The organism is Peribacillus saganii (assembly GCF_003429095.1).
GTDB lineage: Bacteria > Bacillota > Bacilli > Bacillales > DSM-1321 > Peribacillus > Peribacillus saganii.
Genome location: NZ_QVTE01000010.1, coordinates 1 through 25527 on the forward strand (window position 1 = coordinate 1; position 25527 = coordinate 25527).

A 25527-nucleotide genomic window follows, 5' to 3' on the forward strand; every position below is an offset into this window, starting at 1 on the left:
TTTGTTCCTTTGCTTTCATCTTCGCTAGTGCGGCTGCTTTTGCTTTGGCAGCTGCAGCTGCTTTTTTCTTCGCCAGGTCGGCGTCATCACTTTCCTCTGACGGGGCTTCTGCCTCTCCCTTTGCTTGCATCTTCGCCAGTGCGGCTGCTTTTGCTTTTGCGGCCGCCTCTTTCTTTAGCTGATCGAGATTTTTATCATCGCTCACGGTTAAATCACCTTCTTCCCGGTTTTCGCCTCATAGCGAATCTTCTCTTTCAATTTATTTATTCCATAAATTAGTGCGGCCGGGTTAGGCGGACAGCCTGGAATATATACATCAACCGGTACGATTTGGTCCACACCTTTTACAACGGAGTAGGATCTTACATAGGGGCCACCAGCTGTGGCACATGAACCCATGGCGATTACCCATTTTGGCTCAGGCATTTGATCATACAGGCGCTTTACAATCGGTGCCATCTTTTTTGTAACCGTTCCTGATACGATCATAACGTCAGATTGTCTTGGGGAAGTTCTGAAAAATGAACCGAAGCGATCCAGATCGTAGTGGGAGGATCCTACGCCCATCATTTCAATTGCACAGCAGGCAAGCCCAAATGTCATTGGCCAGAGCGAGTTGCTGCGGGCCCATGCTTTAATTTGCTCAAGTGTTGCCATAAACACGTTTCTTTGCAGCTCTTCCATCTCTTCAGGGGTAATGTTATCCATCTTTAATTCCATTTTAACACCTTCTTTTTCCATGCATAGATAAGTCCAATAAGAAGCAAGAGAATAAAAATCAGCATTTCAATAAGTGCAAATATCCCAAGGTTTTCATAGGCAACCGCCCATGGGTAAAGAAAGACTGTTTCTACATCAAATATGACAAACATCAAGGCAAAAATATAGTAGCGGACGTTGAATTGAACTCTTGAATCATGGAAAGGTTCAATCCCGCTTTCATAGGTAGTATACTTGGCATCGGACGGCTTATGAGGCCGAAGTAGCTTACCTATTAGAATAGCTACAATTGGCAGCAAAATCCCTAGACATAGAAACACAAAAACTATCAGATAATTATTCTGATACTGATTCAAAAGCTCCATGCCCATCCCCCTTCATATGTATAATGTTCGGCTTTACATCAGGCTTTACTTGCTAATGCAATTTACTTCTCATAAATTGTTAGAATCCTCAAACTTTTAAAAATGTAACCGAATTCATTATATCATTCTTAAAAAAGAGTGTCGATAAAGCGAAGGATTTGTTTTGTAAGAATTTGGTCCTCTCTAAATATATGCCAGCCTAAGCCTTTTTATCACGAATAGTATGGCTAGTATTAGCCCTGAACCTGTTCAGAGAGGCAACTTTTTAGCAACGGGGCAACATACCTGCCTTTTAAGACCAAAATCCCCTACTATTTTAAGATCAAATCATGTCTCAGTCTGTAACAAATGTCATAGTTTAGACAAGAACAGGTGGTTCTTCCCGGAACAAAAAAAGCACTATCCAACCCTCTTTTGAAGGGTGAATAGTGCTATTTTTAAAACTTTCTTTCCGCAACAGTTATACGGTTGATGGCTCGCTGCAGAGCTAGCTCTGCTCTTTTTGCATCTATATTGTCCTGTTTATTCTGTAAACGCTGTTCAGCCCGCGCTTTCGCTGCCTGGGCACGTGCCATATCGATGTCTTCTGTAGTTTCTGCCGATTGGGCAAGAATGGTTACAACATCAGGACGTACTTCTAAAAAGCCGCCACTTACTGCTAAATATTCAGTCTGGCCGCCCTTTTTCAGGCGGACAGCACCGATTTTCAGAGGAGCGACCATAGGAATATGTCCTGGCAAAATGCCAAGCTCCCCACTTTGCGCTTTTGTGCTTATCATCTCGACTTCAGAATCATATACAGGGCCATCGGGAGTAACAACACTGACTTTAACCGTCTTCATCTAATACCCTCCTTGGTCCCTTAATTAAGCCATTTGTTTTGCTTTTTCAACAACTTCTTCAATTCTTCCTACTAGACGGAATGCATCTTCAGGAAGGTCATCATATTTCCCTTCAAGAATTTCCTTGAATCCTTTAACCGTTTCTTTAACTGGCACGTAAGAACCTTTCTGGCCAGTAAACTGCTCGGCTACGTGGAAATTCTGAGACAAGAAGAATTGAATGCGGCGTGCACGTGCAACAACAAGCTTATCTTCATCAGTCAGCTCATCCATACCAAGGATGGCGATGATGTCCTGAAGCTCTTTATAGCGCTGCAAAGTCTGCTGTACACGACGGGCAACATTATAATGTTCTTCCCCGACAATTTCAGGCGACAATGCACGTGATGTTGAAGCAAGCGGGTCAACCGCTGGATAGATACCCATCTCGGAAAGCTTACGCTCAAGGTTTGTTGTTGCATCCAAGTGAGCGAAAGTTGTTGCCGGAGCCGGGTCAGTATAGTCATCCGCAGGTACGTAGATCGCCTGGATAGACGTTACGGAACCTACGTTAGTAGAAGTAATACGCTCTTGTAATTGTCCCATTTCTGTAGCAAGAGTTGGCTGGTAACCTACCGCAGAAGGCATACGTCCTAATAGGGCAGAAACCTCAGAACCTGCTTGTGTGAAACGGAAAATGTTATCGATGAAGAAAAGAACGTCCTGTCCTTGTTCATCACGGAAATATTCAGCCATCGTCAAACCTGTCAAGGCAACACGCATACGTGCACCAGGCGGCTCGTTCATTTGACCGAATACCATCGCTGTTTTCTTGATAACACCTGAATCGCTCATTTCATGGTAAAGGTCATTTCCTTCACGAGTACGTTCACCGACACCGGCGAATACGGAAATACCGCCGTGCTCTTGGGCGATGTTGTTGATAAGCTCCTGAATTAATACAGTTTTACCAACACCGGCACCACCGAACAGACCAATTTTTCCACCTTTAATATAAGGAGCAAGAAGGTCTACTACCTTGATTCCTGTTTCAAGAATTTCTACTTCTGTAGAAAGGTTCTCAAATGATGGAGCTTGTCTATGAATTGGATTCCTGCTAGCTTCCGCAGCAATCGGAGTATCAAGGTCAATGTTTTCACCAAGTACGTTGAAAACACGTCCAAGTGTAACGTCACCAACTGGTACTGAAATTGGTGCACCTGTATCTACAAATACTGTTCCACGAGTTAAACCGTCAGTTGAAGACATTGCAACGGTACGAACGGAATCATCTCCTAGATGAAGGGCAACTTCAAGAGTTAAGCTGTCGCCAGATGCTGCATCTTCTATTCTTAACGCATTATGGATTTTTGGAAGCTGACCGCTTTCAAACTTAACGTCAACAACCGGACCCATAACTTGGGTAATGCGTCCTTTATTCATCTTGTTCCCTCCTAACATTACTTATGACACTATCCATTCAAATAGATACCGGAGGCCACAGGACATAGAAAGCATGCTTTCCATTGATTGGATCAAGACGTTTTAACGATTTTGATAAAACTTCTGTCCATCCTGCTGGCTCCGGTTTTTCTTTTATTCCAGTGCGGCTGCACCGCCGACAATTTCAGTGATTTCCTGGGTAATGGCTGCCTGACGTGCACGGTTGTACTGAAGTGACAGATTGTTAATCAGTTCAGCAGCATTATCCGTTGCATTTTTCATAGCAGTCATACGAGCAGCGTGCTCACTTGCTTTTCCATCCAATAATGCACCATAGATCAGGCTTTCTGCATATTGCGGAAGCAGCACTTCAAGAATCTCTTCAGAAGATGGTTCAAATTCATATGAAGCCATTTTGCCGGAAGGCTGGATATCCGTTAATGGAAGCAATTTCTTTTCCGTTACATCCTGCTGGATCGCACTGACATAATGGTTATAATACATGTATAGTTCATCGTACGCTCCCTGCTGGAACAATCCGACTGCAGATCTTGCAAGATCATTTATATCTGTAAAGGAAGGCTGGTCAGGCAGACCAACAACTTCCAGTTCAACATTTATTTTCCGGTTAACGAAAAAGTCTCTGCCTACTCTCCCGATTGCGATAATTGCATACTCATCCGGGGATTTATGGCGGTTTTTAATTGTTTGAAAGACATGGCGCAGAATGCTGCTGTTGTATGCTCCCGCAAGTCCACGATCAGATGTGATGACAAGATATCCTGTCTTCTTCACCGGACGTGACACAAGCATCGGATGCTTAACAGACGTACTTGCTGCCGCAATGCTCGCAACTACCTCCTGGATTTTATCCATGTAAGGAACAAACCTTTTCGCATTACCTTCAGCACGGTTCCATTTTGATGCGGAAACCATCTGCATCGCTTTCGTGATCTGGCTCGACTTTTTAGTAGATGTTATCCGGCTTTTTATATCGCGTAATGATGCCATTCATTCTCACCACCCTTTTACAATTTATAGACCAATTATTCAGCAATAACGAATGTCTTCTTAAATTCAGTGATTGCCGCTGTCATCTCGTCGTCCTTAGGAAGGTCGCCGGTTGTACGGATATGGTCTAATAAATGAGTGTGGTTACGATCTAGCCAAGCATGGAATTCTGATTCAAAACGACGGATTTGCTCAGTAGGAATGCTATCAAGATGTCCGCGTGTAAGAGCGTAGAAAATCATAACTTGCTTCTCTACTGATACAGGCTTGTTCAAATCCTGCTTAAGCACTTCAACAGTACGTGCACCACGTGCAAGCTTTGCCTGAGTTGCTTTATCAAGGTCAGAACCGAACTGGGCAAATGCTTCAAGTTCACGGAAAGAAGCAAGGTCAAGACGGAGAGTACCCGCAACCTTCTTCATCGCTTTGATCTGAGCTGATCCACCTACACGGGATACGGAAAGACCTGCGTTGATAGCAGGACGTACGCCTGAGAAGAATAAGTCAGATTGCAAGAAGATTTGTCCATCTGTAATGGAGATAACGTTTGTTGGGATATAAGCAGAGATATCGCCAGCCTGTGTTTCAACGAACGGCAATGCAGTGATTGAACCTGCACCATGAGTATCGTTTAGCTTAGCTGCACGCTCCAATAAACGTGAGTGCAAGTAGAATACATCCCCTGGGAATGCTTCACGGCCTGGAGGACGGCGAAGTAGCAGGGAAAGCTCACGATAAGCTGCTGCTTGTTTTGAAAGATCATCATAAACAATAAGAACATGCTTGCCATTGAACATGAATTCTTCTCCCATAGTTACACCGGCATAAGGAGCCAAGTATAAAAGCGGAGCAGGCTGGGAAGCTGATGCAGTAACTACAATTGTGTAATCCAATGCACCATGCTTACGCAATGTTTCAACAGTATTACGTACTGTAGATTCTTTTTGGCCGATTGCAACGTAGATACAGATCATGTTTTGGTCAGCTTGATTTAGGATTGTATCGATAGCAACAGATGTTTTACCAGTCTGGCGGTCACCGATGATCAACTCACGCTGTCCGCGTCCGATTGGCACAAGTGCATCGATCGCTTTAATACCCGTTTGCAGTGGTTCATGAACAGATTTACGGTCCATTACACCGGTTGCAGGGCTTTCGATTGGACGAGTTTTCGTTGAATTAATTGGTCCAAGTCCGTCTACCGGCTGGCCAAGAGGATTAACTACACGTCCGATTAGTTCTTCACCTACAGGTACCTCCATGATGCGTCCTGTACGGCGTACTTCAGAACCTTCACGAATTTCTGCGTAAGGCCCAAGAATAACGATACCAACGTTATTTTCTTCCAGGTTCTGTGCCATACCCATTGAACCATTCGAAAATTCTACGAGCTCTCCGGCCATGACATTATCTAAACCATGAACGCGAGCAATACCGTCACCTACTACGATAACAGTACCAACATCGCTTACTTTAATTTCCGATTGATAGTTTTCAATCTGCTTTTTAATCAGCGCACTGATTTCTTCAGCTTTGATGCTCATGAATTTCACCCCTATTCTCGCGAAATATTACTTTAATAGTTCTCTTTCAAGGCGTTCCAGCTTACCGCTTACGCTTCCATCAAAAATACGGTTGCCTATGCGTAGCTTAATGCCGCCTAATAGACTGCGGTCTACTATATTTTCAATTCGTAATGTACTTTTTCCGACTCGTGATGAAAATGAAGAAGAAACGGCTTCCCGTTCAGCATCTGTCAGCGGACGTACAGTGTATACCTGTGCATCAGCAACTGATTTTTCTTCATTTGCCAAATCAATAAAATCTACAGCCATCTGTACAATAACATCTGTACGGTGACGGTCTGTCATTAGCTTAAGCGTATTCTTCACTGGAGCTGAGATATTAATAAAAGTATCCTCAATCAGCTGTTTTTTCGCTTCATTCGTTACTTTAGGATGCTTTAAGAATTCCAGAAGTTCTCCACTAGTTGTGAATACTTGTTTCACTGCACGGAGATCTTCTTCGATCTGATCAAAAAGCTGTTGCTCTTTAGCAATTTGAAAAAGCGCGACGGCATACCGCTTTGCTACTGAGATATCACTCATCGCTCTTCTCCTGCCTCTTGAATATACTCCTTAATCAGCTTCTCCTGGTCTGCTTCAGAAAGTTCCTTCTCAATAACCTTTGATGCAATAAGAACAGATAAAGACGCAACTTGCTCGCGTAAAGCTGAAACTGCTTTTTCCTTTTCCTGTACAATCTCTCGTCTTGCTGATTCTTTTAAGCGTTCAGCCTCGGCACGTGCAGTCGTAATAATATCTTCACGCTGCGCTTCGCCCTGCTTCTTTGCATTTTCGATTAACTGGCCCGCTTCAACACGGGATTGTTTTAGCAATTCACGCTGCTCTTCAAGCAGCTTGCTTGCTTCTGCACGGCTTGCTTCTGCAGCTGTGATTTCATTTGCAACAAATTCTTCACGCTGTTTCATGATTCCCATTAATGGGCCCCATGCATATTTCTTAACCAGCGCTAACAGGATAATAAACATTACCAGCTGAAATATAATGTCCCCACCGTTAAAGTGTAGGCCTCCCTCAGCTGCTCCTAAGATAAAAACATTCGTTGACACGCTCGGCTCACTCCCTTCAAAAGATTCGCTCTATAGTGTTCGGAATTTTCAAATAGATATATTTGAAAAGAGATTTCTAGGTTAAAATACCTGTGTTTAAGGATAAAAGACATAAAGGAATGGCGAAGGTTCTTATCGAATGATCTTCGCCATTATTTCAATGCTGCTGCTTATCTTCCTAAAACGATGAAACCGATAACTACCCCAATGATTGGAAGGGCTTCAACTAACGCAACCCCAATGAACATTGTTGTTTGAAGCATACCGCGAGCTTCTGGCTGACGAGCCATACCTTCAATTGTACGTCCAACAATAAGACCGTTACCAATACCTGCACCTAACGCACCTAAACCAACTGCAATCGCTGCTGCGATAAGACCAATAGAACCTGTCATGATAAATTTTCCTCCTTGAAAATATATTAATATAGTTTTTCTTTAGCTTGGTGTTCAATAATTGAACAAAGTTTATAATTAATGGTCCTGGCTCACTTTATGTGATATGAAAACCATTGCTAACATTACAAAAATAAATGCCTGAATTGAACCTACAAAAAGACTGAATCCTTGCCATGCCAGCATCGGAACAGCTGCAGATATTGTGCCTATTAAACCGCTGCCGATTCCATCGGCATAACCGCTTGTGGCAAGGCCTGCAAGCAATCCTAAAAGGATTTCACCTGCATAGATATTACCGTAAAGCCGCAGTCCCAGTGTAAGGGTGTTCGCGAACTCTTCGATAATCTTTAAGGGGAACATAAAACTCATTGGCTGGAAAAATGTTTTTCCATACGCTTTTGCCCCCAGCATTTTGACACCATAATAGTGGGATAATCCCATTACCATTACTGCCAGTGTCATGGTGATGACAGGATCAGCAGTTGGCGATTTCCACCAAAGATCGTGGCCTACAATTACTGAGAAGGGTAAACCCAACATGTTCGAAACAAAAATATACATAATCAGGGTCAATCCCAGTACAAGAAAGCGCCCGCCAGTTTGCCAATCCATCGAACTGTTGATAATTCCCTTAACGAAATCCATTACCCATTCCATAAAGTTCTGGATTCCCGTCGGCTTCATCTCAATCCGGCGAGTGGAAACAACAGCGAGTATGAAAACAATGAGACTTGCAATGGTAATCATCATGATGTTAGCCAAGTTGAAGTGCAGTCCCAGAAATTCTACTATAGGAGCTCCATGATTCATCAGTATTCACCTCTCTTTTTACTTTTGACGTAAATTTTGGATAAAATAATCTATCATAATGACAAAATAGGATGTCATTAATCCAACTACCACACTAATCATGTGAAATTTATCCGGGTACCTTAAGGCAATGACTGCAGCCAGGGCTCCCATAGATAATCTCGTAAGCATTCCCAGAGATTTCACTTTCTTCCCTGCAGCAACCGCTTCGGAAAACTTCCTGTTTTTCTGGACCATTGACCAAAAATTAAACAGACTAATAGCCGTTCCCAGCACCAGCCCCAGGAAAACGGTCTTATACGGAGTAATTCCAGCACATAGCAGATAAATAGACAACAGTAACAATATGTACTTCCGTTGCCTGATAAACATTGCTTCTAAATCTGGCATTATAGTAATTAATCTCCTGAGAAATATTGTCGGACAGTGCGCAGCATGGCAAAGGTGCCAGCAGCAAGTCCCAAAAGAAGTCCTATCACCAGTAAGAACGGAGCAGAACCCAGCTTACTGTCGACCCATCTTCCAGCAAACAGACCTACTAAAGTGCATCCGACCAATTGGGATAGAATTGCAGATGTTAATGCCATTGCCCTGAATAAATGACGATCTTTTTTACGCATGGCAGCATCCTCGCGGGTAATTGTGAAGGTGAAAAAAACAATATTTGCATTGTGCACAAGTGGGAATAAAATTGCACAGCAGTATCTGAAAACCCTGTCATCCATGCCCTTTGTAAGCATACAATAGGCACCTTACATTGTCAATTGCTCGATAGTGAAAATTGTCACAGGTTCGTAATAATTAACGAATTGTTCACATTTTGTGTAAAAAATTCAAAAACCACAAATTCCCACTTGAAAAATGCTTTATTCTTCTATCTGAATGATTTGGTTAATTCTGTTTTCTTTTCCAGCTTTTCTGGCAAAAACTACAGCCCTGTATACACCCGCTGGCGGCAAATCCTTTTTGAAAAGCTCTCTCTTAATTTGGCCTCTTGGGACATCGTAAGCCCAGTCCAGGTAACCGACAAAACGCAGGCTATCATAATCATAGAGCGCAATACCAAATTGTTCGGCTCCGCCAGGCAAATACACTTCATATTTGTAGTTGTACGGGGAATCCGCTGCAGCAAAGTCAAAGCCCATCACTCGCGGGTATTTAGGTTCCTCCATAACGTATAGAAAAGGCAGCTGGATTTTTTGTGTCCCTGCTAACAGAGTTACATATCCATCCGCAATCTTTTGTTTTGCTTTACAGGAATCTACTGCCACGCCAATGAAGACCTCTTTTTTTTCATCTGGTTTTAATATAAAGTCACGGGGCATTCTCCAGTTGACACCGTTTCTTCTTGCCGGGTAAACAAATGAATAGCGGATGGCTGCACTTCCATTATTCTCAACAAGTATCTTTACGCGGTGCTCAACATATCCTGCTTTTGCTTTAAACATACCGAATGACAATGAAGCAGGAATTACAAGCGTAGCCGCCTTTACTGCATGTGCTATATCCACCCTCCCTGCTCCTTGTTCAAATACATGGTATAGCTGTCCATTCTCTTTTTTTAAAGCCAATGCTGTTGTCATAAGGGCGGACTTAATTTGCTCCGGCCCCCAATCTGGATGCGCCTGTTTTAATAAAGCACAGGCTCCCGCAATATGGGGGGCTGCCATGCTGGTACCGGCCATTGTTACATATCCCGAGGGCACTGTGCTTTCAATTGAAACTCCCGGCGCAAGAAGGTCCGGCTTGATAGCCCAATTCACCGTAACAGGTCCCCTTGAGCTAAAATCAGCGAGCTGATCCTTTTCAACTTTATAAAAAAACGATCCTGTTGCCGAACCTGTTTCCTTCATTATTTTTATCAGCCGAACACCATCTTCCTTGGAAATACTTACAGCGGGTATCCCGTGCGGCTTTAGCAGGCCGCCTGTAAATGGACCATTAACATTATTATAAATGAGAATTCCTGCTGCACCCGCTTTTTCGGCATTTTCAATTTTTTCAGCAAATGTCAGTTTTCCGCGTTTGATGATTGCTATTTTGTTTCTCACCTGTTTTAGTTCATCACTTTCCCCAATACCTCCAAATGCGAGTTCCTGGGAGTTATGAAAGTTCCACGCTTTGCTTCCCTGAAATTCAGTAAGTCTTATCTTTATCTTTCTTGCCCCGAGTCCAGCTTTAAGATAGGGCACATCCATAGGAGGGGTTGATGCTCCTACTGTAATAGATCTGCCGGCTGTACCCGGGGTTCCCACAGTCCATACGCCGGGTCCGGAATTACCGCTTGAAGTGACGGCAGTAATTCCGCTTTCCACTGCTTTATCCAAAGCCAGTGAAATCGGAAGGTCCGGCCCGTTTACGTTATTGCCAAGTGACAGGTTCAGTACATCGACTGAATCCTTAATCGCCTGGTCAATAGCTGCAATGACTTGTTCAGTATTCCCTACACCTCCGGGACCGAGGGCCCTGTATGCAATAATCTCTGCTTCCGGTGCAACTCCCTGGATTTTTCCATTTGCAGCAATGATTCCAGCAACATGAGTTCCGTGCGAAGTGGCTATCCCCTCTTTCCCTTCGGATTCCATCGGGTCTTCATCACCGTCTACTAAATCTGCGCCCCCCTTGTAGGATCTTCGTAAATCAGGGTGGTTATAATCTATTCCCGTATCAATGATCCCTACCTTTACACCCTTTCCTGTAAGGCGATGATGGGATTTATCAAAAACACCTCTTGCTTCCCTGCCTCCGATAAACGGGACGCTTTTATCCACAGTTACTTTATATTCCGCAGCTTCGGAAACTTCTTTGACTAAAGGGTTCGTTTTTAAGCGTTTCAGATCTTGTCGTTTACCAAGAACCGAAAACCCATTTAATGCATATCTAAAGATTTTTCGTAATTTAATGGAAGAGTAAGAGGATAAAAGCTTTTCTATCTGCGGCTCCGTCCTTGGAGCAGCCAGCATGACAACGGCAATGACCTGTTCATTCTGGGATCTCTGCGGCAGCGGGGGAAGGCGATCAATGGCTGAGGATGTGGAAGAACCTGCAATTAGCATAAAAATTAAAATAAAACTTACCGTTCTGATAGTCATAGCTACTCCTCCTTTTGAATAGCGTTTCACCGGAGGAATGGACATATGCAGCAAGAGTGCTTTTATTCCCCGACAAGTTACTATTGGCGCAGCGTGATGAAAGCATATTCCCTTGCTTATTTTCTCAAGACATGCAAAAAACCCTGTCAGTTTTCGCAACAGGGTTTTCCGGTTTATTGAATAGATTTATTGATCTAATGGATTATATGGTTCGGGACGGCTATCTAATTGGTTGAAGTAGTATTTGATCGCTTCAGCTATTCGGATAGACGCTTTTCCATCACCATACGGGTTTCCGGCCTTTGCCATTTTCGCATGGGCTGCTTCATCATTTAATAATTCGGAAGCAAGACTGTAAATAGTTTCTTCATCTACACCTGCCAGCTTCAGAGTACCAGCTTCTATTCCTTCAGGCCGTTCTGTTGTATCCCGCAAGACTAGGACAGGAACGCCAAGCGATGGGGCTTCTTCCTGAACGCCGCCGGAATCTGTCAGAATCAAATGAGCTCTTGCCGCAAAGTTATGGAAATCAAAGACATCCAGTGGCTCAATCAGCTGAATTCTCGGATCATTTCCAAGCACTTCATCTGCGAGCTCACGTACAACAGGATTCAGGTGAACTGGATAAATCACCTGAACATCACCGTTTTCTTCCACCAGGCGCTTTACTGCCCTGAACATATTCCGCATAGGTTCACCAAGGTTTTCCCGGCGATGGGCTGTTAGTAAAACCAGACGGTCATTCCCGAGCTTGTCCAGAACAGGGTGAGTGTAATCCTCATTTACTGTCGTAGACAATGCATCAATTGCAGTATTGCCGGTAATGAATATGGACTCTTCTTTTTTGTTCTCATTTAACAGGTTGTGAGCCGATTTTGTTGTTGGCGCAAAATGCAGATCCGCCATTACGCCAGTCAATTGCCGGTTCATTTCCTCAGGGAACGGAGAATATTTATTCCATGTACGAAGACCTGCTTCCACATGGCCGATTGCTATTTGATTATAAAAAGCGGCAAGGCTGGCGATAAAGGTAGTTGTGGTGTCACCATGCACAAGGACAATGTCCGGCTTTACTTCCTTCATAACCTTATCAAGCCCCTCCAGCCCTCTCGTCGTAACATCGATCAGCGTCTGACGGTCCTTCATAATATTCAGGTCATAGTCAGGCTTTATGGAAAAAATATCAAGAACCTGGTCGAGCATCTGCCTGTGCTGTGCAGTTACTGTAACAATCGACTCAAAAGATTCAGGGTGCTTATTCAATTCAAGCACTAACGGAGCCATTTTAATAGCTTCAGGCCGAGTACCAAAAATGGTCATAACTTTGATAGGTTTTTTCATAGTTTACTCCTTTTGGGAATTACTTCGTCCCAAATAAACGATCTCCCGCATCACCAAGGCCCGGAACGATATAGCCATGGTCGTTTAATTTTTCATCAAGGGCGGCAATGTAAATGTCCACGTCAGGATGCGCTTCCTTCAGTGCGTCCACACCTTCTGGCGCAGCTATCAGGCACATAAATTTAATGTTGACTGCACCACGTTTTTTTAATGAATGAATAGCCTCGATTGCGGATCCGCCGGTTGCAAGCATTGGATCCACTACGATGAATTCTCTTTCCTCTACATCACTTGGAAGCTTGATATAGTATTCGACAGGCATCAATGTTTCAGGATCACGATATAAGCCGACATGTCCCACCTTTGCAGCAGGAATCAATTTTAAAATACCATCTACCATACCGATGCCAGCACGTAAAATCGGTACGATTCCAAGCTTTTTGCCTGAGAGTACCTTTGATGTAGCTTTACTTACAGGTGTATTGATTTCCACTTCCTCCAGCGGCATGTCCCTTGTAATTTCAAAGGCCATCAAGGTTGCGACCTCATCGACCAATTCACGGAATTCCTTTGTACCCGTACTTGTGTCACGGATGTATGTAAGCTTGTGTTGGATTAAGGGATGATCAAAAACGTATACCTTTCCCATAAGGATCTCTCCTTTTCATATTCGGATATCATCTTACATTTGCACTTCAACTCATTCTACAGAAAAAAACATTTTTCATCAACTGATGCTGAAAGCGAAAGCTCCAGATCGTAGGATGAACGGCTAAAATGCCACATCCTGTGGCGCGTCGGCACTAGCAAGTCGTGTGCGTCGGGGCTTTATTTTCCTATGGAAAAAAAGTTGCTTGGAGCTGTAGCTAGACATCCGTACTAGTTAATACTAAAAAAACCTTTCCGAACTATGCCGGAAAGGTTTGTTGAAAGCTTTATGACAATGTTGGGTAAAGCTGATATTTACCAGAAAGTGCCTCTACGCGTTGTTTAGCTTCTTCTAATTTGGATTCATCTTCATGATTTTTCAGTACCAGTCCGATAATTGCCGCAATTTCATCCATATCCTCCAGGCCAAAACCGCGTGAAGTAACAGCAGCAGTACCAATTCTGATTCCGCTTGTAACAAACGGGCTTTCCGGATCGAAAGGAATTGTGTTTTTGTTCACGGTTATGCCGATATCATCCAGTGCTTTTTCAGCCACTTTTCCAGTAAGGTTAAGTGAACGGACATCAAGTAGCAGCAGGTGATTATCTGTTCCATCAGAAACAAGCGTAATTCCTTCATTTTTCAAAGCCTGACCAAGACGTTTTGCGTTTTCAATAATATTCTGGGCATACTGCTTGAAATCCTCTTGAAGAGCTTCGCCAAAAGCAACCGCTTTAGCTGCTATGACATGCATCAGCGGCCCTCCCTGAATTCCTGGGAAAATAGATTTGTCAATCTTCTTTGCAAATTCTTCCTTACAAAGAATCATACCACCGCGAGGTCCGCGAAGTGTTTTATGAGTAGTAGTTGTAACAAAATCAGCGTAAGGTACTGGGTTAGGATGAAGCCCTGTTGCAACAAGACCCGCGATGTGTGCCATATCGACCATCAAATAGGCTCCAACTTCATCGGCGATTTCCCTAAAACGCTTGAAGTCAATTTCTCTCGGATAAGCGCTGGCACCGGCCACAATCAGCTTAGGCTTATGCGTACGCGCTTTTTCGAGTACATCCTCATAATTAATCGTATGCTTTTCCTGATCTACACCATATTCAACGAAATTGTATTGTATACCACTGAAGTTAACGGCACTTCCATGAGTTAAGTGTCCGCCGTGAGAAAGATTCATTCCAAGGACTGTATCTCCCTGTTCCAGAATGGTGAAGTAAACCGCCATATTTGCCTGTGCACCTGAGTGAGGCTGGACATTTGCATGCTCTGCACCGAAGATTTCCTTTGCCCGGTCACGCGCCAAATCTTCCACGATATCTACATATTCACAACCGCCATAATAACGTTTTCCCGGATAACCTTCTGCATACTTGTTCGTCAATACTGAACCTTGCGCTTCCATTACTGCTTCACTTACGAAGTTTTCAGAAGCAATCAATTCAATCTTGCTTCTTTGACGTCCTAGTTCTTTTTGTATTGCTTTCCATACTTGCTCATCCTGCTTCGCCAAATGGTTCATTGGAATCCCCCTCAGATAAAATAGTACATTTGGTTTTTCTTTTAAGTTCGTTCAAAGAAAAAGCCTTTGCAAAAAGCGGTATTTTTTCGAAAATTCTACTCTATATTATCATGTTCAAAATCGATATGGTAGTAGCTGAACGGATTTTTTTACGAACATTTATTATTATCTATTTGAAAAATATTCGGTTTCCAAACCCTTTAACAATGTTCAGACACAAAAAAACCCTGCTTTTTTGAGAATGGCAGGATTTTCTCATATTATATACAACAACGATTAGGTACAGCTCTTTAATTCAGGCTTATTGTCATACATAGCCCGCTCGCCGCCAATTAATTTAGGTCGCGTCTTCGCCGTAGTTACATGAGCATATCCCACCTGCTTGATCTTACTTCTTAGTGGTACCGCTACATGCTTTAAATGCATGCCGATAAAGGTATCACCGATATCAATTCCAGCATCCGCTTTAATGTGTTCCACAACAACCGCCTGTTTCAGGTGATTAAACGCATAGGCAGCCATTGCTCCACCCGCTGTTTGAACGGGTATAACCGAGACCTCTTCATAACCGCGGCTCTCAGCTGTTTGTCGAGCTACTACCAGTGCCCTATTCAAGTGTTCACAGCATTGAAACGCCAGCTGCACACCGGTCTTTTGCTGAAATTCCTCAAACTCTCTAAATAGTATAGCGGCTGTATTAAGCGCGCCTTCTGTTCCAATCCTTTTGCCTACGACCTCACTGGTACTGCAGCCAATGACGAGAAGATGCTTGTCCTCTAATTGGGCCTCAACTTGTAAATCGGCCAATATGGTTCGAAGCTGTGAACTCCATTCCTCCAAATCAGATGAAACAGATTTCTCAAACGCCATAACGAATTTCATCCTTTCTAAATTTAGAGTGATTTTGAAAAGCGCAAGCGCCCTGGGCAGCCCCGGCAGATTTGTGGCATCTTTTGGTCACAATACAGCATAAGTCAAGCGCTGACAGAAGGCGCTTTTTGCCTTCCGAAGCGATTGGCTTATGACCAAGGTTGCGATGGCTCTTGGTTACGATGGCTTTTGATCGCAACTTGATCGCAACACAGGGTTGTGACGGCACTTGTTGCGATGGCTTTTGATCGCAACTTGATCGCAACAAAGGGTTGAGACGTCTTTTGGCACAACATCCGAGTGCTTTTTTTCCCCTAAGAAAAAAAAGTAACATATTCTTATCTGGTAAATAAAGCTGCTAAAGAGTTGTTTTCTCGTATTCTGTAATTTTCCCTACCCGTGCTGCATGGCGGCCGCCTTCATATTCCCATTCTAGCCATGCCTTAGCAATTTCCCTTGCCAGCCCTGGACCGATTACACGTTCTCCCATTGCAAGAATGTTGCTGTCATTATGCTGCCGAGTAGCTTTAGCACTGAATACATCATGAACCAGTGCACAGCGGATACCATTTACCTTATTCGCCGCAATACTCATTCCTATGCCTGTGCCGCAAATTAAAATGCCTCGGTCAAATTCTCCGTTGGCTACTTTTTCAGCTACAGGAATGGCGTAGTCTGGATAGTCGACGGATGTGCTGCAATCACATCCAAAATCCTCATACTCAATGCCCATTTCCAAAAGCAAATTCTTTATTTCTTCCCGGATATTTAATCCCCCATGGTCTGAAGCAATAGCTACCTTCATCTTACTGCCTCCCTTTAAACTGTCTCTTTTATTTATTTTGACATATCCGAAATAAAAGATAAAGCAACGTTCCTTTATTAGAAAAGCAAAAACCCCCCTAACACAAGGAACATCGACTAAAGTCAGCACGTCCTCACGAAGCTGCCATTTTGTTTCGTGCGTTGAGTCGCTGCCGAAGCATTCCTTGTCCTGTGCGTCGGTGCAGGAGCTTTGAGCTAGACGTCTGTACTTATTACAAAGGATATACTTTCTTACCTAGTAAAAAATCCGGCCTGCTGATCCCTTATCTGCTTTTTCAGGCAGCACAGAATATCTAACAAGCCGGACTTAATACATATTTAAAAGTTAAAAAGTTGTTTATACCTGAAAGCGAATGATGGTCTGCTGTAACTTTTCAGCTTGTTCCTTTAGTTCATTTGCAAGAATTTCGACGTTTTCAATAACGTCAGCCTGGTCCTGCGTGGCAGAGGTTACTTCTTCTGCTCCGGCAGAGGTTTGCTCAGCGATCGCTGCTACCTCCTCTGATTGGCTGGCTGTTTGCTGAATGGTTTTCATTTGGCGGTCAACCAGAACCGTAATATCCTGAACGGCCGCCGCTACCTTGTTAACAGTCTTGGTCATTTCCTCAATAACTGCATTCGTTTCCGTTCCTTTTTTCGCTTCTTTATTAGCGGATTCTACTTGTTCATTTATTTGCTTTACCACTCCCTGAACATCCTGCTGGATATTCTGGATGAGAGATGATATGCCCTGAACCGCTTTAGCGCTCTCATCAGCAAGAAGGCGCACCTCATCGGCAACGACCGCGAAGCCTTTACCATGTTCTCCTGCGCGTGCCGCTTCAATGGATGCATTCAATGCAAGCAGATTCGTCTGTGCGGCAATGTCGCCTACAAGCTGGATAATTTGTTCTACTTTCTTTGCATTATCCTCCAGCCGTTTTACAGATTGCAGCGAGTCTTGGTTTTCTTTAGCCAGATGCTGGATACCGCTAATAAGTGAGTGAATCACTTCTTTGCTGTTTATAAGTTCATTAACCATTTCAGTGGAGGTTTGGGCAGAAGCTTTTGCTTTGTCCTGCACCTCTCTTGCAATTAAAATAATATCCTCTACGGATTCGGCTGTGGTTTGGATAGATACCGCAGAATTGTCGGCACCCAAAGATATTTCTTCAATTGTTCTGGCGATATTTTCAGCCTGCTCAGCTGCACGCGAGGATTCCCGTGAGATGGAGATTACCTTGTCATTTGTCTCGCGGAAGTTTTCATCAATCCTTTGGACCATTTCCCTTAAGTTAAAAAGCATATGGTTGAATGCGATTCCCAATGAACGAATTTCATCATCAGATTTCGAAACTTCCAAATCCTCCTTGATATTCCCTTCTGCTGCTTTCAAAGCTACCCTTTCCAGCTTTACTAGCGGCTTAATGATAAAGCCCGCAGCGAAAAATGCCAGAATCCCTGACCAAATGATGCCAAGCAAAAGAATCAAGACGTTGTATACCGCTTCATTGATCCCGCTGAAAAACATAGGATAAAGCACATAAATAAACACACCGGATGTACCATACGTAATGAGCGCCAACGTTGTAATAAAGACCAACAGTTTTTTGCGCAAACCAAATTTATACCTTTTCTTTTCTGACACAATTCTTCCCCCTTTTATCTCCCGGTCCTGCTTCATCCTGTTTTCCAGCGTTATCAGGCCTTCCGTTCTCTATAATTTATCCGGCAGCTGGCTGATCAGGCTTTCCAATTCTTGAAATGTTTTTTTATAGGTGGCGAGGGAGCCTCCAAACGGATCGGAAATGTCTCTGTCGCCCTGGCTGCCTATAATAAACTCTTTTATGGTAAATGTTTTTTCAATAGCCTGAGGATATATATCCTGAATGATAGATTTATGGCTTTCTGTCATCGTAAAAATATGTGTTGCCCATTCTATTTCAGCATTCGTCAACGGAGTGGAAGAATGCTCATGCAATATGGAATTCAGGTCCATTACTTCCTTAGCGTATCGGGATGCAGCATCTCCTTCCGCCGCAAAAACTCCTGCTGATTTCACTTCAACGCCAGGTATATTTTTGCTCTTTAGTATCGCTTCCGCCATCGGGCTTCTGCATGTATTGCCTGTGCAAACAAATAAAACACGAATCATTGTTGTAAGCCTCCCTTATCCCCGCATTTTCTGATGGATATCTTAATGTCCATTATAATCCATTTGCAATTTGTTTCAAAAGACCCAATTGGAATAAGCGTGATGACCGCCATCGGAATATTACAGAATAATTAAATAGGCTCTTACTCTTATATCGTCTATCTTTTTCCAAATATGAGAGGCCTCTTTGTCTAATTTGTGACGATTGCATGATCCCAGCAGGCTTGTAAACTTCAGCCGAGGTTGATCTGCCGGAATAAAAAAATCCCCGCTCTTAAGAGCCAGGGATCTGCATCTTGCTAGATATAAGTTTTTACATAGACAATAATAATTTAATCCCGAAGGCACACAAGATGCTTCCTCCCAGTACTTCACTGTATACGCCAAGGATCCCCTGTACTTTTCTCCCGACCAGCAGCCCAAGCCATGTGAGAATGGTAGCTGCGGCTCCAAAGCAAATAACAGTTACTGCTGTTCTTGCTCCATATATGCCTAGAGTTAAGCCTACCGAGAAGCTGTCGAGGCTGACACTTAATGCAAACACAAATAAGCCGACCCCTACTGGAGCAAGAAGTGTCTCTTCGCCGCCTTTTAGTCCCGAGTAAAACATTTGAAGTCCTAAAATTAATAGCAAGATGCCTCCCGCATAGGCGGCAAAGGTGCCAAATTGTCCAGAAATAAACCGGCCAGCCGCCATTCCCAATAGCGGCATGACAACGTGAAAGACTCCTACTGTCAAACCGATAACAAAGATTTGCTTCAGCCTGAGCTTAAACATTCCCATTCCTAATCCTACTGAAAAGGCATCCATTCCCAGCGCGAATGCCATTAATAGTAGTGTAAACAATTCTCCAGCAAACGAATTCACAGCTTTTACCCCCTTGGACTTGCCCTACAAACAGGGTATGCTTGTCAGAGGTTAATTAGAATCAAATCCAGTCCAAGTTTTTTGGGGGTCTTACTGCTCGATTACACGGTGGCCTGCCGCTTTTAAAAGGCGGTTCATAATGGCACTTCCTAATCCTTCTTCAGGAACAACTTCTCCATAAATGATATCTACTTCTTTTTCATCAAAGGTACGCAATGTTCCATAAAGGCTGGCTGCTAATTTTTTTAAATCTCCAGCAGCAGCAGGACCGATGACAGCATCGGCAGCTTCATACAGATGCTTATTTTCCAAAGTGGTAAACACACCTGTTCTTAAACCCTTAGCCTTGTTTTCTTCGATAAGCTGCTGGATAAAAGAAGGTTCTCCTTTTACAAGGAAAAAATCGGCTTTTGGAGCATAATGAGTGTATTTCATGCCGGGTGATTTTGGAGCGGCAGCCGCATTTTTGAGTGCTTCATCCACTTTTACAGGGCCAATGACTGATTCAATCTCTTCTTTTGTCACTCCCCCTGGACGAAGAATAGCCGGAACTGCTTCGGTGCAATCCACAACCGTGGATTCAAGTCCAACCCCAGTTGATCCTCCGTCTACGATTCCGGCAATTTTACCTTCCAAATCATCTAATACATGGCGGGCGGCAGTTGGACTGGGACGGCCAGAAGTATTTGCACTCGGTGCCGCAATCGGGATATCTGCAGCAGCAATCAGGCTCAACGCAACCGGATCATCGGGCATGCGGACAGCTACTGTTTCTAATCCTGCTGTCACCTTTTCGGAGAGAACCCCAGCCTTCTTCTTTAAGACTACCGTTAAAGGACCCGGCCAAAAGGCATCTATTAGGGATTCCGCTTTGGCAGGTATTTCTTCTGCAATTTGCTGTAATTGTTCTTTGGAGGCAATATGTACAATGAGCGGGTTGTCTGAAGGACGTCCCTTTGCCAGAAAGATCTTTTCCACAGCTTCATCGCTTTTTGCATTCGCTCCGAGTCCATATACAGTTTCCGTGGGAAATGCCACCAATTCATTTGTTTTTAATAACTCAGCAGGTTCTGTAATCTGGGGATAAGTTTTTAGATTATCCACATCTTTATCCACAATCCATTTTATTGTTTTCATTTAATAGCACCTTCTATTTAAGTTCTTGCCTTTATTATAAATTACATTTGTTACTTAAGTTTTACAAAAAAGTTACTTTGAAAGTATAAAAGAAGACTATCTGGAAAACAAGTTTTATCCACAAATTGTGGATAATTCTAGTGAAAAAGTGGATAACTTTGTGGATATATAAATTATTTTGAAAACGTTTTACACATAAATCTGGTTGTCATTCTTTTAGCAAGCTCCACTGCATGTGAAGAAGAAAGCAATTCATCTGGAAGCTCATCATGTTCAACTCTCCTAAAACCAAGCGCTTCAAATAAGGAAAGTGTTGATTCCTTGTCAGTAGCGAGGAAAACCGACTTAAGACTGCTTACCTGCGCAAGCAATAGGACCTGTTGAAGCATAGAAGGTATTTGTTCAACAGGGAATGTTCGGTCAAAGACAAATGATCTCAGCAATCCTACATCCCGAAGAGGTTCAATACCAATTGCCGCTATCTTTTTACCTGCCCCATCCTCTGCTAATAAATAGTAGCTGTAATTTTCGCTTAAGCCTGTGAAACTTACCTTTGCAGCCCGGTAAAATTCCTCCAGTTCTATCACATCCCCAGCTTCTGCACCTCTAAATTGAACGTTCATCACGCTTTCCTCCACTTCTATGCTTTTGTTTCTAAGTTATGCACAATCTACTAAAATAGAACCTTAATAGATTTCCAAACAGGGGATAGTGTGTGGATAAGGATTTTTTCAGGCGTTACAAGTTATTCACAAACAAGCGAGGATTCTATCGATTATCCACATTTTGTGGATGTAATCCATTCACTTGTGGACGGGAAATATTTGAAGAACAAACCATTTGATGGAGATTAGACTTAATAGAAGTTAACACTGACCGGCACGATAACGGCAACGTTGCTGGACAGCATCATTAGCAGTATTTTTTGGTTTATCATGAATATTACTGTGGGATACTTGGCAGCAAACGATATTCCGGTAAAAAAGAAATGCCAAAATCAACAGACCGCCATTCCAGCTCTAACAAGATAGGAATACAGCGGTCTGTTGTTTGAAAATTAATTAAAAAATACCTTCAAATAGCTCAAAAATAAGAAACTTTGCCTTTATTGGCTGCTCATCCTGTTCTGCGTATATCGGTTCTTTTGATGGCTGCTCAATCTGTTTACTGTACACCGGACCCTTGGATGCTTGGTCATCCTCTTCAACATAAACTGGTTCTTCCGATGACTGTTCATCCTGTTCTACGTGTACCGGTTCTTCCGATGACTGTTTTTCCTGTTCAACGAATACTGGCTCTTCCGATGACTGTTTATTCTGTTCAACATATACCAGCTCTTTTGATTGTTCTTCCATTACTTCCGTTATTTTAACTGTTTCTTGACCCCGAGCTTTATTTCTTATAGTTTCTGTTACATCTTCTTCCCCCGGCTGTGTTTCTTCTTGCTCAACAGCAGTTTGCGTCTCATCCTCTATTGGGCTCTGGCTTACAGCCGTCCCGTTTGAGAAATCTAGAAAACAAAGCGGCGGGAACAGTACGCACCACCAATTAGCCCCTTCCCCTGCGCCCAGTGTGATAATAATAGCTTCATATTCGCCTGCAGGATACAGATATTGCCCATAAAGCTTCGTCGGAAAGTTCTCCCGGCCAAAATCCACTTTCACCGTTTGGCTAACACCATTCTCCTGAACCACACGTTCTGCTGTTTTTTGAATATCAGGCAGATGGGATTTAATTACGTTTCTTGCATCTTCCAGAGATGTTAAGTCCTTCACCCATCCAGCAATATCCGCATTCACTTCGTCCCTGATCAGACGCTTAATATCCTGGTCTTTCTGTTTATCGCTATTGGCCAGAATTCGCAGGCGAATGGCCTCTTTTGGAATGACCAATGTTTCTTCAGCAGAAGCTGTCTCCTGTTTTGGCATATATAAACTTAAGATCGTTCCGATCGTTAAGATTAGTAGATAAGCTAACGCAATATATTTTTTGTTCATGTTTTTCGCTCCTCCCTTTCACACTAACAGTCTGGCCTGAAATTGTTTATCTTAAACTAGCAAATTGAAATTTTTTTCCTTAAGGGCGCAGAATTTTTTTAATCGAAAAGAGAAGAGTTATGTACACTATATCGTGAGTTAAGTAAATTTTTATAAAAAGGAAAAGCCAAATTGCTCGTAACACGCTGATCAAGAAAATAAAAAACCCCGCCCATAACCTTGCTCAGGTTATGCTGCGGAGTTCCCTAACGTATTTCTGCAAATACCATCCGGTCCTTGCCGTTTATATCATATTCTACAGAGACCAACGCTTCTGGAAAAGTACTGCGCAGCATGTCAGCAACGCTTTCTCCCTGGCCAGCCCCGATTTCAAAACCTATAAGGCCAGGCTTCTTCACTACAAGCGGCAGCTCTTCCATAAAGCGCCAGTAAAAATCAAGTCCATCTTCACCTGCAAATAAGGCGCGATGCGGTTCGTGCCCGATTACGACCTCTGACATCCACTCCTTATCGTGAAGTGGAATATACGGAGGATTAGAAAGAATGATATCCAATGTTTGTTCTTTTTCGATGAACGGCTGCAGCAAATCACCGCGAATAAACCGGACATCCGCACCAAGGTCCCCAGCATTTTCCTTTGCTACCTCCAGAGATGCCTCCGAAATATCAGTTGCCGTTACATCAAGGGTTGGATGTTCCAGTTTCATCGTGATTGCAATCGCGCCGCTTCCTGTACCGATATCCACAAGGCTTAATCCGTTTTTTCTGCCAAAAACAGAAGGGATTTTCCTTAGGATGTGAAAAATCAGTTCTTCCGTTTCAGGCCTTGGGATAAGTACTTCCCCAGTCACCTTAAACTTACGGCCATAGAAATCTTCATGCCCAATAATATACTGGATCGGAGTACCCTTCACATGGAGCTCCACAGCTTCCTTAAACTTTACTTGAATTTGATCAGGAATTTCTGTGTGAAAATTAGCAAACAGACCTGATCTTTCCACTTGCAGAAAATGCCTCAGGAGGATTTCTCCTGCATTCTCATCCCGTTTTGACTCTTGTAAATAAGAAGAAGCCCAATTCAGGGCTTCATAAACTTTCCATCCGGAATTACTCATCAGCATTTTGAAGCTTGGAAGCTTGGTCCTCTAAAATAAGAGCATCAATTACTTCATCAAGCTTTCCTTCAATAACCTGATCCAGCTTTTGGATAGTTAAACCAATCCTATGGTCTGTTACACGGTTTTGCGGGAAATTATAGGTCCTGATCCGTTCTGAACGGTCACCGGTCCCGACAGCAAGCTTCCTGTTCTCGTCATATTCAGCCTGTGCTTCCCGCTGAAACTTATCATATACACGTGCGCGCAGGATTTTCATCGCTTTTTCCCTGTTCTTAATTTGAGATTTTTCATCCTGCATGGAAACAGTGATCCCGGTAGGAAGGTGAGTCATGCGGACAGCTGACATGGTAGTGTTAACGCTCTGGCCACCCGCGCCGCTAGAAGCAAATGTATCGACACGTACATCTTTTTCATGGATGTCTACCTCTACTTCCTCCGCTTCAGGCAGTACAGCCACAGTTGCAGTGGAAGTATGGATACGGCCGCCTGATTCAGTTTCAGGGACACGCTGAACGCGGTGCGCACCATTTTCAAATTTAAGCTTGGAATAGGCTCCATTGCCATTGATCATAAAAATGATTTCCTTGAAACCGCCCAGACCTGTAGGATTCGCTTCCATAACTTCCGTCTTCCAGCCCTGTGCCTCGGCAAAGCGGCTATACATACGGTAAAGGCTTCCGGCAAACAGCGCAGCTTCATCACCGCCTGCAGCACCTCGGATTTCCATGATTACGTTCTTATCATCATTTGGATCCTTTGGAATTAGGAGGATTTTCAGCCTTGCCTCAAGCTCTTCCATCCGTTCTTCGAGCTCACTTACTTCTTCTTTAACCATTTCACGCATATCGGCATCCAGCTTCTCATCAAGCATTGCCTTTGCATCTTGGAATTGTTCACGGACAGTTTTGTATTCCTTATAGGCCATCACAGTGTCCTGGATGCCTGCCTGCTCTTTCGAATATTCTCTTAGTTTGTTCGAATCATTAATGATTTCAGGGTCACTTAATAATTCATTTAATTTTTCATATCTATCTTCAACTGCTTGCAGACGATCTAACACAGTATTCACCTCGTAATTTTATCCATAACATATATTATAGTATAGGTGAATAAACAACGTCAAAAACATTCGGGATAACCTTAGCTGCCGTTTTCTTCGAGATTCACTTTTACGTTATATCTTGGCAAAGCCTTTATCAGCATCCATTGCAGGCGGGCTTGTTCACGGTTCCGTTCCTGATGGCCTTCAAAGGTTCCTTTCTTATGGACTGTGACTGTCATATCCCTGCCATTTATCCATACGGCTCCTGCCTCATAACCTGTTTGGCGGTTGATAACATCCTTCGCCTTTGTTGCCGAATCCTCAAGCGTAGGGTTATTGTCGCCTGACAAATTGAGCATATTCGGGTTTTCCTCCGAAGGCAATTCGCCGGCAGGATCCTGCAGGTCGGCATCATTGCCATTCCTTGCGTTTTCATTTGAAATGGTGCGGACTCCATCCTGATCATGAAACTTTGTATTAATAGATTCATTTTTTGTATTGCATGCGCCGAGAGTTAAAACCGCAGCTAACGTAATGAAAAATAAGATTCTTTTCATCTATACACACCTCCTGTTGTTTATCCTTTCCAAACAAACAAGATGGTATAACGAAAAACGTAAGGGCCCTGACAAAGGAAGAACCGCTAACTTCGCCACATCCTGTGGCAGCGCCGTTCTGGCCCACATCGTGTGGGCCTCCAGCAAGCATAAGACAAGCGCTGAC

At 43.3% G+C, this 25527-nt stretch carries 28 protein-coding genes and 1 pseudogene; 1 reads left to right on the top strand and 28 read right to left on the bottom strand.

Annotated features, from left to right (window positions below):
- From D0469_RS04475 to D0469_RS04595, 24 genes and pseudogenes are all read right to left on the bottom strand, one after another.
- Positions 1-205: pseudogene (locus tag D0469_RS04475) on the bottom strand (NADH-quinone oxidoreductase subunit C); the annotation flags it as partial.
- 2 nt (positions 206-207) lie between these two features.
- Positions 208-720 (bottom strand): NuoB/complex I 20 kDa subunit family protein, encoded by a 513-nt coding sequence (locus tag D0469_RS04480; protein ID WP_117325450.1) that lies wholly within the window; start codon positions 718-720, stop codon positions 208-210.
- The gene (locus tag D0469_RS04485; protein WP_117325451.1) at positions 711-1085 is read right to left on the bottom strand and encodes an NADH-quinone oxidoreductase subunit A; all 375 of its coding nucleotides are present in this window, start codon (positions 1083-1085) and stop codon (positions 711-713) included. The genes D0469_RS04480 and D0469_RS04485 overlap by 10 nt, the downstream gene beginning before the upstream one ends.
- A 437-nt stretch (positions 1086-1522) precedes the next feature.
- Entirely contained in the window at positions 1523-1927 is a 405-nt protein-coding gene (locus tag D0469_RS04490; protein ID WP_117325452.1) for a F0F1 ATP synthase subunit epsilon, read from the bottom strand.
- Between the two features lie 24 nt (positions 1928-1951).
- On the bottom strand, positions 1952-3349 hold the full coding sequence (gene atpD / locus D0469_RS04495) for a F0F1 ATP synthase subunit beta (RefSeq protein ID WP_117325453.1): 1398 nt from the start codon (positions 3347-3349) through the stop codon (positions 1952-1954).
- A gap of 153 nt (positions 3350-3502) precedes the next feature.
- On the bottom strand, positions 3503-4360 hold the full coding sequence (atpG, locus tag D0469_RS04500) for an ATP synthase F1 subunit gamma (protein WP_117325454.1): 858 nt from the start codon (positions 4358-4360) through the stop codon (positions 3503-3505).
- A 35-nt stretch (positions 4361-4395) separates the two neighbouring features.
- Positions 4396-5904, bottom strand: coding sequence for a F0F1 ATP synthase subunit alpha (gene atpA / locus D0469_RS04505; RefSeq protein WP_117325455.1), 1509 nt, complete (start codon positions 5902-5904; stop codon positions 4396-4398).
- Between the two features lie 27 nt (positions 5905-5931).
- On the bottom strand, positions 5932-6468 hold the full coding sequence (locus D0469_RS04510; RefSeq protein ID WP_117325456.1) for a F0F1 ATP synthase subunit delta: 537 nt from the start codon (positions 6466-6468) through the stop codon (positions 5932-5934).
- On the bottom strand, positions 6465-6992 hold the full coding sequence (gene atpF, locus D0469_RS04515; protein WP_117325457.1) for a F0F1 ATP synthase subunit B: 528 nt from the start codon (positions 6990-6992) through the stop codon (positions 6465-6467). Before atpF ends, D0469_RS04510 begins: the two co-directional genes overlap by 4 nt.
- A gap of 170 nt (positions 6993-7162) precedes the next feature.
- On the bottom strand, positions 7163-7387 hold the full coding sequence (atpE, locus tag D0469_RS04520) for a F0F1 ATP synthase subunit C (RefSeq protein WP_117325458.1): 225 nt from the start codon (positions 7385-7387) through the stop codon (positions 7163-7165).
- 78 nt (positions 7388-7465) lie between these two features.
- Positions 7466-8200 (bottom strand): F0F1 ATP synthase subunit A, encoded by a 735-nt coding sequence (gene atpB / locus D0469_RS04525; RefSeq protein WP_117325459.1) that lies wholly within the window; start codon positions 8198-8200, stop codon positions 7466-7468.
- Between the two features lie 18 nt (positions 8201-8218).
- On the bottom strand, positions 8219-8590 hold the full coding sequence (locus D0469_RS04530) for an ATP synthase subunit I (RefSeq protein ID WP_117325460.1): 372 nt from the start codon (positions 8588-8590) through the stop codon (positions 8219-8221).
- Positions 8591-8598: 8 nt separating this feature from the next.
- Positions 8599-8820: an AtpZ/AtpI family protein gene (locus tag D0469_RS04535; protein WP_117325507.1), complete on the bottom strand. Its 222-nt coding sequence runs from the start codon at positions 8818-8820 to the stop codon at positions 8599-8601.
- A 246-nt stretch (positions 8821-9066) separates the two neighbouring features.
- Positions 9067-11292 carry a S8 family serine peptidase gene (locus tag D0469_RS04540; RefSeq protein ID WP_117325461.1) on the bottom strand — a complete coding sequence of 742 codons (2226 nt, stop codon included), beginning with the start codon at positions 11290-11292 and terminating at the stop codon, positions 9067-9069.
- A 186-nt stretch (positions 11293-11478) separates the two neighbouring features.
- Entirely contained in the window at positions 11479-12633 is a 1155-nt protein-coding gene (gene wecB / locus D0469_RS04545; protein ID WP_117325462.1) for a non-hydrolyzing UDP-N-acetylglucosamine 2-epimerase, read from the bottom strand.
- A 19-nt stretch (positions 12634-12652) separates the two neighbouring features.
- On the bottom strand, positions 12653-13282 hold the full coding sequence (upp, locus tag D0469_RS04550; RefSeq protein WP_117325463.1) for a uracil phosphoribosyltransferase: 630 nt from the start codon (positions 13280-13282) through the stop codon (positions 12653-12655).
- Positions 13283-13568: 286 nt separating this feature from the next.
- The gene (gene glyA / locus D0469_RS04555) at positions 13569-14813 is read right to left on the bottom strand and encodes a serine hydroxymethyltransferase (protein ID WP_117325464.1); all 1245 of its coding nucleotides are present in this window, start codon (positions 14811-14813) and stop codon (positions 13569-13571) included.
- A 276-nt stretch (positions 14814-15089) separates the two neighbouring features.
- The gene (locus D0469_RS04565) at positions 15090-15683 is read right to left on the bottom strand and encodes a TIGR01440 family protein (protein WP_117325466.1); all 594 of its coding nucleotides are present in this window, start codon (positions 15681-15683) and stop codon (positions 15090-15092) included.
- 358 nt (positions 15684-16041) lie between these two features.
- A complete protein-coding gene (gene rpiB, locus D0469_RS04570) occupies positions 16042-16488 on the bottom strand; it encodes a ribose 5-phosphate isomerase B (protein WP_117325467.1) in 447 nt (148 codons plus the stop codon).
- 357 nt (positions 16489-16845) lie between these two features.
- Positions 16846-18171, bottom strand: coding sequence for a methyl-accepting chemotaxis protein (locus D0469_RS04575; RefSeq protein WP_199478353.1), 1326 nt, complete (start codon positions 18169-18171; stop codon positions 16846-16848).
- 33 nt (positions 18172-18204) lie between these two features.
- Positions 18205-18642 (bottom strand): low molecular weight protein arginine phosphatase, encoded by a 438-nt coding sequence (locus tag D0469_RS04580; protein ID WP_117325469.1) that lies wholly within the window; start codon positions 18640-18642, stop codon positions 18205-18207.
- A 313-nt stretch (positions 18643-18955) separates the two neighbouring features.
- On the bottom strand, positions 18956-19471 hold the full coding sequence (locus D0469_RS04585) for a manganese efflux pump MntP (protein WP_199478360.1): 516 nt from the start codon (positions 19469-19471) through the stop codon (positions 18956-18958).
- Between the two features lie 129 nt (positions 19472-19600).
- On the bottom strand, positions 19601-20647 hold the full coding sequence (locus D0469_RS04590; RefSeq protein WP_117325471.1) for an L-threonylcarbamoyladenylate synthase: 1047 nt from the start codon (positions 20645-20647) through the stop codon (positions 19601-19603).
- Positions 20648-20820: 173 nt separating this feature from the next.
- The gene (locus D0469_RS04595) at positions 20821-21270 is read right to left on the bottom strand and encodes a GNAT family N-acetyltransferase (RefSeq protein ID WP_117325472.1); all 450 of its coding nucleotides are present in this window, start codon (positions 21268-21270) and stop codon (positions 20821-20823) included.
- 90 nt (positions 21271-21360) lie between these two features.
- On the opposite strand from D0469_RS04595, the gene D0469_RS20960 reads away from it, so the two are divergent.
- The gene (locus tag D0469_RS20960; RefSeq protein WP_158553348.1) at positions 21361-21501 is read left to right on the top strand and encodes a hypothetical protein; all 141 of its coding nucleotides are present in this window, start codon (positions 21361-21363) and stop codon (positions 21499-21501) included.
- A 207-nt stretch (positions 21502-21708) separates the two neighbouring features.
- On the opposite strand, the gene spoIIR is transcribed toward D0469_RS20960, so the two are convergent.
- The 4 genes from spoIIR to D0469_RS04615 all read right to left on the bottom strand — a co-directional run bounded on the left by spoIIR (position 21709) and on the right by D0469_RS04615 (position 25361).
- Positions 21709-22644, bottom strand: a complete 936-nt coding sequence (gene spoIIR / locus D0469_RS21960) for a stage II sporulation protein R (protein ID WP_117325473.1) — start codon at positions 22642-22644, stop codon at positions 21709-21711.
- 245 nt (positions 22645-22889) lie between these two features.
- Positions 22890-23759, bottom strand: a complete 870-nt coding sequence (gene prmC / locus D0469_RS04605) for a peptide chain release factor N(5)-glutamine methyltransferase (protein ID WP_117325508.1) — start codon at positions 23757-23759, stop codon at positions 22890-22892.
- A complete protein-coding gene (prfA, locus tag D0469_RS04610) occupies positions 23752-24831 on the bottom strand; it encodes a peptide chain release factor 1 (RefSeq protein WP_233522940.1) in 1080 nt (359 codons plus the stop codon). Before prfA ends, prmC begins: the two co-directional genes overlap by 8 nt.
- Before the next feature lie 71 nt (positions 24832-24902).
- Positions 24903-25361 carry a membrane lipoprotein lipid attachment site-containing protein gene (locus D0469_RS04615; protein WP_117325475.1) on the bottom strand — a complete coding sequence of 153 codons (459 nt, stop codon included), beginning with the start codon at positions 25359-25361 and terminating at the stop codon, positions 24903-24905.
- Positions 25362-25527: the final 166 nt, after the last annotated feature.